Raw genomic sequence first — 11,468 nt, forward strand, 5'->3', positions numbered from 1 at the left:
CGCCACGGCGGCCGTTGCCGCCGGGCAGGATCGTACCCAGCTATGGCTTGAAGATGATGCAGTGGTTCAAGCCCCGCCCATGGAAGGTCTTACCCGGCTTGATCTTGAAGGCCAGAAAATCCTGCCTGCACCGGGCCGGGCACGCAACGTCCTGATCATCACCCTGGAAGGCGTTCCCGGCGCCTACGTGGGCGTCAACCGTCAGGCCCTGAAAAGCAGCTATCAGGAGGACCTGATGCCGCACCTCAGTGCCTGGGCCAAGCGCGGCATGAATACCCCCGATTACGTCCTGCACAATCATCAGACCATTCGTGGCCTGTATTCGATGCTGTGTGGCGACTACGACAAATTCGACGACGGCACGCCCAAAGGCGTCGAGATGTTGAACCTGGCCCGGCGCAACCAGGCCTGCCTGCCGGCCCAGTTGCGCCGCAACGGGTTCTCTACGCACTTCCTGCAAGGTGCGGGCCTGCGTTTCATGGCCAAGGACCGGATCATGCCGCACATCGGCTTCGACACCACCCTGGGCATGGACTGGTTCACCAAACCTGCCTATCTGGAATTCCCTTGGGGCAAGGACGACAAGACATTCTTCGAGGGCGCGCTGGATTACGTCGGACAACTGCAACAGGCAAAGAAGCCCTGGATGCTGACGCTGCTGACGGTGGGCACCCACCAGCCCTACTCAGCGCCGGATGACTACCTGCAACGCTACGACACTACCAAGCAGGCGGCCGTCGGTTACCTGGATGACGCACTGGACAGCTTCATGTCGGGACTGGAACGCCAAGGCGTGCTGAAAGACACCTTGGTGATCATCACCTCGGACGAATCCCACGGCATCGACGATGTGCGCCTGGCGTCATCCTGGGGTTTCAACCTGACATTGGCGCCGGAGCCATTGCCCCGGATCAAGTCAGGGGTTTACGGTCATGTCGACCTGACTGCCTCAGTCCTCGATTACTTCGGTTTCAAGGTGCCCAAATCGTTGTCCGGTCGCTCGATGTTCAGGGACTACGCAACGGGCCGGGAAATCATGTCATTCACCAACGGCAAGCTGCGCTATCACGATGGCAAGAGCACCTTCACCGAATGCGATTTTCTGCAGCGCTGCCGCTATTACACCAGCGAAGGTTTCATCACGGAGCGCGCCACTTACGGCGGGCAATACAGCGGTCAACGTGCCAGGTTGATCAGCGCGCGGGCCACGGCCCTGGACCGCACCCTGCTCCATACACCGCTCAACCAGCATTATCAGTTTGGCAGCGCCGATCAAATCCCGCTTCCGGCCCAGATCACCAACGACTGGACCGATAACCTGATCGGCGCCCAGTACCTGGAGATGCCCAAGGGCTCACAGACCCGCGTCAGCCTGACCATCCGCGCCCTGGGTCCGGACAATGCGGCCTATATTTCCCTCAAGGCCAAAGAGTTCGAGCAGGATGTAGCGATCGACCTGCCGACGGAAGTGGCGGTGACGCCCGAACAGCCGCTGGTGATGAACATCCGTTTCGATAACCCGCAACCCCGCAAGGCCTTCTCTTTCCACCTGCTGGGGCACGGGGTGGGCGCCATCGAAATCAGTGACTTCAGTGTCGTGACCGAACTGCCGGAGCAGACGGAGCCCTCGGATTACCTGAACCTCGTCCAGGAAGACAGTGACGCCCAGTCCAGCTGAATGAACACCGCGCAGCCCAACTGCGCGTTCAGCACTCTTTGATCAATTGCATGATCTCGAATGCATTCAAGGCCGCACCACGGAGCAACTGGTCACCGCTGATGAACAGGTCCAGGCCGTGCTCGCCGTAGATCAGGCTGTAACGAATCCGCCCGACTTCCACCGCATGCTTGTAAGTCGAAGTCATGGGCATCGGATAAACGCTTTGGGCAGGTTTATCCACCACTTCAACCCCTGGTGCGGCCCGTAACAGCTTGCGTACTTGCTCCAGTGACTCAATGGGCTTTTTGAAACGCAGGCTCAGGCTCTCGGCATGAGAACGCAGGGTCGGCACCCGGACCGCCGTGGTGCTGATGGCCAACTGCGGTTCGTCCAAGACCTTACGCAGTTCCCAGACCACTTTCATTTCTTCGCGGGTATAGCCGTTGTCTTCAAACGAATCAACCTGGGGAATCACGTTGAACGCCAGGTTATGGGCAAAATTCTCGCTGCCGTTGTGATCGCCGTAGTCGCTGAAAGCCTTGGCCTTTTCCCTTAGCTCCAGCATCGCCGGCTGCCCCGCGCCGCTGGCCGCCTGATAGGTGGAGATGATCGCGCTGTCCAGCCCGAAGGCTTCATGCAGTGGCCCTAGCACCATCAGCGCAATCGCCGAGGAGCAATTGGGATTGGCGATCAGTTTTTCGCCCTTGTAACGCTGCCCGTTGATAGGCGGTACAAGCAGCGGGACCTCATGGTGATAACGGAAAGCCGACGAATTATCGATGACATGGGAGTTCTCGGCCAAACGTTCGCCATATTCCAGGGCGAAGGTCCCGGAAACACAAAGGAAGACGATATCGCACGAGGCACAACCTTCGAGCGAAAAGGGTTCAATCAGGTGCTCGGTATTGCCCGCCTTCAGGCGTTTACCCGCCGAGCGCCCGGACGCCATGCAGACCACCTCGTAGTCGGTATTTTCAAGCAATTGCAACATGGTCATGCCCACTGCACCGGTGCAACCTACTACGGCGACTTTCTTCATCTCGTTTCCTTATCCACCTGTCGAGGTGCAACCGTTTTGGTTTCCTGATTGCCCGGCAACCAGTGTAAGGAGGTTGAGAGTGCCCGCTACAGTGCGGCAGCCGCCAAACAACGGTGAATTTACGCCAAATGCAGGCTCATCCCGGGACGGTCTCAGCCGGCGCATCCAGCAACCGATGCAACTTGGCGTACTGCAACAGCATGATGGTTTTGCCGTCGCAGATATCCCCGGTTTCGATCATGCCCAGCGCCTTGTCGAGGGACATCTCCAGCACTTCGATTTCCTCGCCCTCGGCTTCCAGCCCACCGCCCTCATGCTGTTTATCTTCGTCGAAGTATTCGCCGACGAAAAAATGCACGCGTTCTGTCACTGACCCTGGGCTCATGAATGCCTCAAACACCTTGCGTACATCCTGAACGATATAGCCGGTTTCCTCCTGGGTCTCCTTACGGATGCAGGTGTGCGGGTCGTCGTTATCCAGCAGGCCGGCACAGGTTTCGATCAACAGACCATCGTGGCCATTGACGAAGGCCGGGAAGCGGAACTGCCGAGTCAGCACCACGGTTTGCTTGGCCTTGCTGTACAGCAGAATGGTCGCGCCGTTGCCCCGATCGTAGGTCTCGCGGGCCAGTTCGCGCCACTGGCCATCGCGGCCGAGGTAGTCGTAGGTGGTTTTGCGCAGCACGTACCAGTTGTCCGAGAGCACTTCGACTTTCTTGATGCGCACGCGATCTTTGGTGTTTGCCTGTGTCATTCAGCCATTCCATATCCAGTGTCTGAAAGCGGCAGAGCGGCCGTAAAGGCCGACGGCCTGCCATGATTGAGGCAGGCTAGCAGAGGCAGGATCGATCACTCCAGCCCGGTGGTAAACACCTTGCCGGGGTTCATCAACCCGGTCGGATCCAGTGTGCGCTTGATGGCACGCATCAACTCGATCTCCAGCGGATCCTTGAAATGCGCCGCCGCGTCCGGCTTGGCTTGCCCCAGACCATGTTCGGCACTGATGCTGCCGTTGAAAGCGCTCGTCATCTGGTAGATGACCTGCATGATCGCTTGTTCCTGGGCCTTGAACGGGGCATCGGCATGCCCCAGCGGCTTGCTGATGTTGTAGTGCAGGTTGCCATCACCCATGTGACCGTAAGAAACAATGCGTACGCCGGGAAACGCCTGTTGCAAGGCGCTATCGGTACGCTCGATGAACACCGGAATCTGGCTGACGGGCACGCTGATGTCATGCTTGAGGCTCGGGCCTTCATGATTCTGCGCCTCGGAAATACCTTCGCGCAGAGCCCACAATGCCGCAGCCTGAGTCTGGTTGCTGGCGATCACGGCATCGATCACCCACCCGGCCTCAAAAGCATGGCCCAGGCCACTTTCAAGCAACGACTCCAAAGGCGCGTCAGGCACCGTGTCGCGCAATTCGATCAAGGCGTACCACGGGTGCGGCCCCTGCAAGGGGTCACTGCAACCGGCCACATGGTCCAGAACGAACTCCAGGCTCTGGCGCGACATCATCTCAAAACCCGTCAGACGGTCGGCGCACAGGCTGCGAACATGCCCGATCAGGTCTACGGCGGCCTGCGCAGAAGGCAGCGCGACCCAGGCGGTTGCCGTGCTGTGAGTCGCCGGAAACAACTTGAGCACCGCCGCCGTGATAATTCCAAGCGTGCCCTCTGAGCCAATGAACAGATGCTTGAGGTCGTAACCGGTGTTGTCTTTGCGCAGGCCTCGCAAGCCGCGCCAGACACGTCCATCGGGCAATACCACCTCCAGTCCCAGGGTCAGCTCGCGCATGTTGCCGTAACGCAGCACTGCCGTGCCGCCGGCATTGGTGGCCAGATTGCCGCCTACCGTGCAACTGCCTTCGGCCCCCAGTGACAGGGGGAACAAGCGACCGGCTTGGCTGGCGGCTTCTTGCAACTGCTGCAGAATCACCCCGGCCTCGACCGTAATGGTTTCATTGGCCAGGTCGATTTCGCGGATGCGCTTCATCCGGGTCAGGGACAACACCACCTGGCGGCCAGACGAATCAGGGATCGAGCCACCACACAATCCGGTGTTGCCGCCCTGCGGCACCAAGGCAACGTGGGCGTCATGGCAAAGCCGCACCACCGCCGCCACTTCTTCAGTGGTGGCCGGGCGCACAACCAGTGCGGCCCGGCCTTGATAAGCGTTACGCCAGTCAGTCAGGTAGCTGTGCATAAGTTCAGGATCACGCACCAGCCCCGCCGCGCCGACCACTTGCTCGACGCTTTGGATCAAGGTGTTCCAGGCCATAGGGTCGAGATCGGCCGAAGGGAGCGGATTGGGGTTTTGCATGACTGACTCCGGACGTTTGAATTCGGCTGCTGCAGCGCACATCGTGCGTTGCAGCAGTGGAAGCGACCGATTGAGCTGAACTAGCTGCGCATCAGCTCAATGGCGGCACTTTTCTTGTGACGGATCACCGTCACCAAGTGCCAGGAGACAGACGCCGCTGCGAGGGCCAGGAAGACCGCCGAGATCGGCGTGGTGAGGAAACCGCTGAAGTTACCATCCGAGAGCATCAGACCGCGACGCAGGTTGGTTTCAGCCATAGGTCCGAGGATGAAGCCAATGATGAACGGCGCAATCGGCAAGCCACCTTTGACGAAGCCATAGCCCAGCAAACCGAACAGCAACACCGCCCAGACGTCGAAGATCCGGCTGTTGAGGCCGAACGCACCGACTACGCAGAGCACCAGGATGATCGGCAACAGAATGTGCTTGGGCACCGCCAACAGCTTGATGAAGATGCGCAGCCCGTAGAACTCCAGCACCAACATCAGCAACGAGGCCAGGATCAGCGCGGCAAAAATGGTGTAGACCAGCGGCCCCTGACTGATGAACAACAATGGGCCCGGCTGGATCCCGTGAATCATGAAGCCGCCAAGCATCACCGCCGTGGTGGTGTCACCGGGAATCCCCAGGGTCAGCAGCGGGATCATCGCACCGCCAATACCGGCGTTGTTCGCGGTTTCACTGGCAACCACGCCCTCGATGGAGCCTTTACCGAATTCTTCTGGGTGTTTGGAACGCTTTTTTGCCGCAATGTAAGAAACAATGTTCGAGGTGCCAGCGCCGATGCCCGGCAGGATCCCGATGCCCAGGCCAATGAACGACGAGCGGGTCGCGTTCGGCAATTGGCTGATGAACTCCTTGATTGAAAAACCAAAGCCCTTGACGCCCTTCATGCTGATGTTCTGTGGCTTGGCACGGTGGCTCGAGCGGGCGCTTTCGGCGAATTTCAGCACTTCGGCGACCGCAAACATCCCAATCATGACGGTCAGCATGGCGAAGCCACCGTTAAGACTCGGCAGGTCAAAGGTAAAGCGCCGGATGGCCTCGACCGGGGCGATCCCGACAGTCGAAAAGGCAAAGCCCAGGGCACCGGCAAACAACCCTTTGACCAGCGATCCGGTGGACAGTGTGGCAATCAGGGTTAGCGAGAAAACAGCGATGGAGAAATATTCGTGGGGACCGAAACTCAAGGCCACGTCAGCCAGGATCGGGGCGATAAACATCAACGCCGCAATGCTGAAAATCGTGCCCAGGAACGAGAACACCACGCCAATGCCCAGCGCTTTGACGCCCTGGCCCTTTTTCATCATCGGCGAACCATCGAACGTGGTGGCGATGGAGGCCGGCGTACCCGGTATGTTAAGCAATATCGCTGAAATCAGCCCCCCCGAGGTGGCGCCGACAAATAGCGCAACCAGCAGTGACAGGCCAGTGGCCGGGCCCATCGAATAGGTCAGCGGCAAGCACAGGGCGATGGCCATGGTGGCCGAAAGACCGGGCACCGCACCAAAGACGATCCCCACCGCAACGCCGAGGGTGATCAGGACAAATACGTAGGGCGAGAATACGGCACCAAAGCCTTGTTGCAGGAGCTCAATCATCACCGTCCCCTAGAAATCCAATAGACCGACGGGCAGCATCAAATCGAAGCCCTCACGGAAGATCACAAAAATCAATGCCGCCGAAACGACCGCAATCACGGCATAACGCAGGTGCTTGACCTTCTGGTCCGCGGGGGTCAACACGATGAATTGGGCGTAGAGGTAAAGCGCGGTCATGATCGCGAAACCGACGATTTCCAGCAGTGCGGTATAGAGCGTCACCAGCGCGATGGATTTGATAACGGTCGGGTAGTCGATCGACTCAGTTGCTTCGGCGGGCTCGGTGGGTTCGGCACGTTGCTGGGGCAGTTTTTTCCAGGCCAGCAATTGCAACACACCCAATAGGCACAGCGCGCCGGAAAGAATCCAGGGCACAAAGGCGGCGTCGACAAAACTGCGGCGCGGCAGATTGGCGGTCAACAACATGTACGCCACACCAGCACCGAGCATCGCCAGGCCGGCGAACAATTCATTTCTTTTGTAGGTATCCATACAGGATCCTCTTTCACTTGAAGGGCCGAGCAAAGGGGCGCTGGCCAATACGGTAAGCGCCCCCTACTGTTTCCCAGGATTTACTTGGCTTTACGCATTTCGTCCTTGAACTGCATGAAGTCGTCACGGGTTTTGGTCAGCGTAGCAATGGCTTCTTCGGTGCCCTGGAAGCTGACAGGCTGCTTGAACGATTTCTTGAGTTCTTCAGCGTATTCAGGTTCTTCGGTGATTTTCTTCATGGTGTCAGCCATTTTCTTGACGATGGCCGGGTCTGTGCCTTTCGGGAAAGCCACGATGTAAGGCTTGTCCAGGACCAGATCCACACCCTGCTCCTTAAACGTCTTGACGTCGCCCAGCAGCGCGTTGCGCTCTGCGTTTGGCTGTCCCAGAGCAGTCATCTTGCCGCTGGCAATGTAGTCCTGAACCGAACCATAGCTGATAGCACCCAGGTCAATGCGCTTGCCCAGCAAGGCCACCACTTTTTCCGAAACGGTGCCGCTGTCGACCATCTTCAGTTTGACGCCGGCGAGCTTCTCGAACATCAAGCCTTGCAGGTGCGAGAAGTTACCCATCTCGGTGCCGTAGGTGATGGTGCCTGGCTTGGCCTTGGCCTGTGAAATCAACTGATCGAGGGTGTCGATGCCCGAGCTTTTGGCAGAGACAAACACAGCGCCTTTATCGACGCCAGCGATGCAGGAGACATCGAACGCATCGAAGCGATCTTCCGACAACCCTGCAACTTCGTTAACGATCATCTGACCGGTGTGGGTGAACAGAATGGTGTTGCCATCTGGCGCCGCGCTCTTGACCGCGTCGGCAGCGATGGTGCCGCCCCCGCCGGCCATGTTGGTAACGACCATGGATTTGCCGGTCAGCTTGGTGAAGTACTTGGCCATCATCCGTGCGTTGAAGTCGGTATCGCCGCCGGCGTTGGCAATAACCACCACCTGCACCGGACGTGTCGGCCAGTCGCTCGCATCAGCGGCAACGGCCGTTCCGGCCGTAAGGGTCAAGAAGGACGCGATGAGAGAGGCGCATAGTGTTTTTTTCATTATTTTTCTCCAGAGATGCTGCCGTAGAAGGTGTTGCTAGGGCGTTGGGTGTGACGAGGATGAATCGGGTGCGTGATCACCCTGCGCGCAGTGGCAATGCCAGACGGGAGCGCGGCTCGAGGCGAACGATGCAAAGGGGTTTGCCCAGGCGAACAGATTTGACCGGCTGAAAAGCCGTGAGTCACCTGGCGGGAATGCGAAAACGGGAAGAGATGCGCCCCTGCACTTTTATGCAGAACGGGCAGAGAGCGATGCTGATGAGCCGTCGGAGCGAATGGCATAGCAGAGCCTGCGTCGATTTTATTATTTTATGTCATACGTTGTCGTACGACTTGGCCGATTATCGTCACCTAAAATAATTTTTGTCAACGCGGATATTTGTTGAATCGGTGAGAGGAGGAAGACGTGGCCTCATGTTTACGCTCATGAGGAGAAATGCGCGGGGGAAGATCGGACGAGCGGCGGCTCAGCTATGCACCTCAGGAGCCGAGATGTGAAGGGCAGCAGCCTGTGACGCCAGGGTGCAGAGGAGACGAATCCACCTCCGCAACCCCGGCTGCCAGGGCTTATTCCACTGTCACAGACTTCGCTAAGTTACGCGGTTGGTCGACATCAGTGCCCTTGAGCACGGCGACGTAGTACGACAACAACTGCAGCGGGATCGTGTAGAGAATCGGCGACAGGATGTCGTGGATGTGCGGCATGTGCACCACGTGAGTACCTTCACCATTGGTCATGCCGGCCTTCTCGTCCGCAAAGACAATCAACTGGCCGCCACGGGCGCGTACTTCCTGCAGGTTGGACTTGAGCTTTTCCAGCAGCTCGTTGTTCGGCGCCACAGTAACCACGGGCATATCGTTGTCCACCAGGGCCAGCGGGCCGTGCTTGAGCTCGCCGGCCGGGTAGGCTTCGGCATGGATGTAGGAGATCTCCTTGAGCTTCAAGGCGCCTTCCATCGCCACCGGGAACTGCGCGCCACGTCCCAGGAACAGGGTGTGGTTCTTCTCGGCGAACAGCTCGGCGATTTTTTCCACCGTGCTGTCCATCGCCAAGGCTTCGCCCAGGCGGGTCGGCAGGCGGCGCAGCTCTTCCACCAATGTTGCCTCGACACCCTCTCCCAGGGTCCCGCGCACCTGTCCGAGGGACAGGGTCAGCAACAGCAGGCCCACCAACTGCGTGGTGAACGCCTTGGTCGAAGCCACACCGATTTCACGACCAGCCTGGGTCAGCAGGGTCAGGTCGGATTCGCGTACCAACGAGCTGATGCCGACGTTGCAGATCGCCAGGCTGGCGAGGAACCCTAACTCCTTGGCGTTACGCAAGGCGGCCAGGGTGTCGGCGGTTTCACCGGACTGGGAAATGGTCACGAACAACGTGTCGGGTTGCACCACCACTTTGCGGTAGCGGAACTCGCTGGCGACTTCGACCTGGCACGGAATACCGGCCAACTCTTCCAGCCAATAACGAGCCACCATCCCAGCGTGGTAGCTGGTGCCACAGGCAACGATCTGTACGTTGCGAACCTTGGCGAACAGCTCGGCGGCCTGTGGCCCGAACGCCTGGACCAGCACTTGGCTCTGGCTCATGCGGCCTTCCAGGGTGCGTTGCACCACAGCCGGTTGTTCGTGGATTTCCTTGAGCATGAAGTGGCGGAATTCGCCCTTGTCGGCAGCTTCGGCGCCGTCACGGTATTGAACGATCTCGCGCTCCACGGCTTTGCCGTCAATGTCCCAGATCTGCACGCTGTCGCGGCGAATTTCGGCGATATCGCCCTCTTCCAGGTACATGAAGCGGTCAGTGACCTGACGCAGCGCCAACTGATCGGAAGCCAGGAAATTTTCCCCCAGGCCCAGACCGATCACCAACGGGCTGCCACTGCGGGCAGCAACCAGTCGATCCGGCTGTTCGGCACTGATCACCGCCAAGCCATAGGCACCGTGCAGCTCCTTGACGGTGGCCTTGAGCGCCACAGTCAGGTCCATCAACTCCTTGAGCTTGTGATTGAGCAGGTGGGCAATGACTTCGGTGTCAGTATCGGAGGTGAACACATAGCCGAGTGCCTTGAGTTGCTCACGTAGCGCTTCGTGATTCTCGATAATGCCGTTGTGCACGACCGCCAGGTTGTCGGAGAAATGCGGGTGGGCGTTACGCTCGCAGGGCGCGCCATGAGTGGCCCAGCGGGTGTGGGCGATGCCCAGGCGCCCCACCAGCGGCTCGGCGTCCAGCGCTTGTTCCAGCTCACTGACTTTGCCTGGGCGTCGCATGCGCTCAAGCTTCTTGTCGTTGGTAAACACCGCCACACCGGCGCTGTCATAACCGCGGTATTCGAGGCGCTTGAGGCCTTCGAGCAAGATTGCAGTGATGTTGCGTTCAGCAACGGCGCCGACAATTCCACACATGCTATTTCTCCTGGCTGACAGACGCGCAGATCACATGGATCCCACGAGCCTGAATCTGATCGCGGGCCTCCACGGGCAGGCGATCATCGGTAATGAGGGTATGGACGCTGCTCCACGGCAGTTCCAGGTTGGGGATTTTTCGGCCGATCTTGTCGGCCTCCACCATCACGATCACTTCGCGGGCAACCTCAGCCATCACACGGCTCAGGCCCAGCAGTTCGTTAAAGGTGGTGGTGCCTCGGACCAGATCGATGCCGTCGGCACCGATAAACAACTGGTCGAAATCGTAGGAACGCAGGACCTGCTCCGCGACCTGGCCTTGGAACGACTCGGAATGAGGATCCCAGGTGCCACCGGTCATCAACAGCACCGGTTCATGCTCCAGCTCGCTCAGGGCACTGGCGACATGCAGGGAGTTGGTCATCACCACCAACCCCGGCTGCAGACCGAGCTGAGGAATCATCGCCGCGGTGGTGCTGCCGCTGTCGATGATGATCCGCGCATGTTCGCGGACCCGCTTCACGGCGGCCCGGGCAATGGCTTGTTTGTATTTGGAGACGGCTTGCCCGTTATCGGCGACCAATTCCTGCGGCATGGGCACCGCGCCACCGTAACGACGCAGCAACAAGCCATTGGTTTCCAGCGCAGCGAGGTCCTTGCGAATCGTAACTTCCGAGGTTTCGAAGCGCTTGGCCAACTCATCAACACTGACTTCGCCCTGCTCTTGAAGCAAGGCAAGGATGTTGTGGCGGCGCTGTGGTGTGTTGCGCTTGGACATAAGGAAAAAGTTTCGATTCGAAAGATAACGTAAGTAATCAAAACCTATTGCAGCGAAATCGTCAAGGCGAGGGAAGAAAAATTCAGAAATCATAAACACAATGTGGGAGCGGGCTTGCTCGCGAAAGC

The 11,468-nt window shown here is 58.9% G+C and carries 9 protein-coding genes; 1 reads left to right on the forward strand and 8 read right to left on the reverse strand.

The features are described 5' to 3' along the window. Positions 1–1,678, forward strand: a 1,678-nt coding sequence (locus HU811_RS19035) for an LTA synthase family protein (RefSeq protein ID WP_186657482.1), incomplete at its 5' end; no start/stop codon positions are given. A gap of 28 nt (positions 1,679–1,706) precedes the next feature. Here the strand turns inward: HU811_RS19035 and HU811_RS19040 are convergent. The 8 genes from HU811_RS19040 to HU811_RS19075 form a co-directional block, all read right to left on the reverse strand. After that, on the reverse strand, positions 1,707–2,699 hold the full coding sequence (locus tag HU811_RS19040) for an aspartate-semialdehyde dehydrogenase (RefSeq protein WP_186657490.1): 993 nt from the start codon (positions 2,697–2,699) through the stop codon (positions 1,707–1,709). Positions 2,700–2,835: 136 nt separating this feature from the next. After that, a complete protein-coding gene (nudK, locus tag HU811_RS19045; RefSeq protein ID WP_186657492.1) occupies positions 2,836–3,453 on the reverse strand; it encodes a GDP-mannose pyrophosphatase NudK in 618 nt (205 codons plus the stop codon). A gap of 95 nt (positions 3,454–3,548) precedes the next feature. Beyond that, positions 3,549–4,976 (reverse strand): FAD-binding oxidoreductase, encoded by a 1,428-nt coding sequence (locus tag HU811_RS19050; protein WP_186657501.1) that lies wholly within the window; start codon positions 4,974–4,976, stop codon positions 3,549–3,551. A 122-nt stretch (positions 4,977–5,098) separates the two neighbouring features. After that, entirely contained in the window at positions 5,099–6,619 is a 1,521-nt protein-coding gene (locus HU811_RS19055; RefSeq protein ID WP_092399599.1) for a tripartite tricarboxylate transporter permease, read from the reverse strand. 9 nt (positions 6,620–6,628) lie between these two features. Then, a complete protein-coding gene (locus HU811_RS19060; protein ID WP_186657495.1) occupies positions 6,629–7,111 on the reverse strand; it encodes a tripartite tricarboxylate transporter TctB family protein in 483 nt (160 codons plus the stop codon). A gap of 80 nt (positions 7,112–7,191) precedes the next feature. Next, complete coding sequence (locus tag HU811_RS19065) at positions 7,192–8,163, reverse strand: tripartite tricarboxylate transporter substrate binding protein (RefSeq protein WP_092399603.1); 972 nt, start codon at positions 8,161–8,163, stop codon at positions 7,192–7,194. 566 nt (positions 8,164–8,729) lie between these two features. Further along, positions 8,730–10,562 carry a glutamine--fructose-6-phosphate transaminase (isomerizing) gene (gene glmS, locus HU811_RS19070; RefSeq protein ID WP_186657498.1) on the reverse strand — a complete coding sequence of 611 codons (1,833 nt, stop codon included), beginning with the start codon at positions 10,560–10,562 and terminating at the stop codon, positions 8,730–8,732. A 1-nt stretch (position 10,563) separates the two neighbouring features. Further along, positions 10,564–11,340 (reverse strand): DeoR/GlpR family DNA-binding transcription regulator, encoded by a 777-nt coding sequence (locus HU811_RS19075; RefSeq protein WP_092399607.1) that lies wholly within the window; start codon positions 11,338–11,340, stop codon positions 10,564–10,566. Between the last annotated feature and the right edge of the window lie 128 nt (positions 11,341–11,468).

The sequence above is a fragment of the Pseudomonas tehranensis genome (assembly GCF_014268615.1).
Lineage (GTDB): Bacteria > Pseudomonadota > Gammaproteobacteria > Pseudomonadales > Pseudomonadaceae > Aquipseudomonas > Aquipseudomonas tehranensis.